The sequence below is a fragment of the Companilactobacillus halodurans genome, from assembly GCF_009600985.1.
Lineage (GTDB): Bacteria > Bacillota > Bacilli > Lactobacillales > Lactobacillaceae > Companilactobacillus > Companilactobacillus halodurans.
On record NZ_VDFP01000188.1, the window covers coordinates 1 to 1,230 of the forward strand.

Consider the following 1,230-nt stretch of genomic DNA (forward strand, 5'->3'; position numbering starts at 1 on the left):
CGACAGTCTGTGACTTTGGCGGCAGTTTTTTGTGCACGCTTTCCGCGGGCACTGCCTTAGCCTGTAGGCTTCGGCTAGTGGTCTTCCCGTAGGAGTCGGCCCAAATCACTGCCAATATTACACTGAAAAGATTATAATATATAATTTAAATAGCGGTGGTGTTTATTATGTTGAATAAATCAATTGATAATAGAACCAACTTTGATCCGAAAGACCACTCCTATTTTGAAAAAATAGCTATACAAATATAAATAAACAAACCTTAGGTGACTTTTGAACTGACCCCAAATAGTGGGAAGGAAATAAAAACACTTTCGTTGAATTCATTTAAAATGAATCATACGGAGGTGTTTTTTCTATGAAAATAATGTCTTATTCAATAGAAACAAAATATAAGACTATTGAAATGAAAGAAGCTGGATATACTGTAAAAGAAATTATGGAAGTATTAAATATCAAAAACAGCACACAGGTAAAAACTTGGTGGCGATGGTATCGAAATGGTGAAACTTATAGATTTTATCAACAAAGAGGCAAGCAATATACTTATGGCAAAGGAGTGAAAGAATTATCAGAAATAGAACAATTAAAGTTAGATAATAAGAAAAAAGATATTGAATTAGATATTTTAAAAAAGTACAAGGAATTAGAAAGGAAGTGGTACCAAAAGTAATTGTAGAATTAGTTAATCAATTAAAGCATAAGTATTCAATCAAAATGATACTTGATGTTTTAGAAATACCTAAATCGACATACTATAGATGGAAACACAAGAACAATGAAAAAGATAAAGTGACTCAAAAGATTATTGAATTATGTGAAGAAAATAATTTCACCTACGGTTATCGCAAAATTACAGCGTTGATTAATCAATTGTATTCAGCATCAATTAATCATAAAAGAGTTCAGCGAATCATGCGAGAGTATAATCTGAACTGCCGAGTTAGGCCTAAAAAATCTAAAAAAATTGGCAAACCTTATTATAAAACAGAGAATTTATTACAAAGACAGTTTAAAGCTAACCAACCAATGGAAGTATTAACAACTGATATTACTTATTTACCTTTCGGTAACTCTATGTTGTATTTATCTTCAATTATGGATGTTTATAACGGAGAAATTGTGGCGTATAAAATAGATAACAAACAAGATCAAAGCTTAGTAAATGATACATTGAATCAAATAGATATACCTGAGAATTGCATACTACATAGTGACCAAGGCAGTGTT

The 1,230-nt window shown here is 31.0% G+C and carries 1 pseudogene; it reads left to right on the forward strand.

From position 1 onward, the window contains the following. Positions 1-358: 358 nt before the first annotated feature. Positions 359-1,230, forward strand: a pseudogene (locus FHL06_RS13510) (IS3 family transposase); the annotation flags it as partial.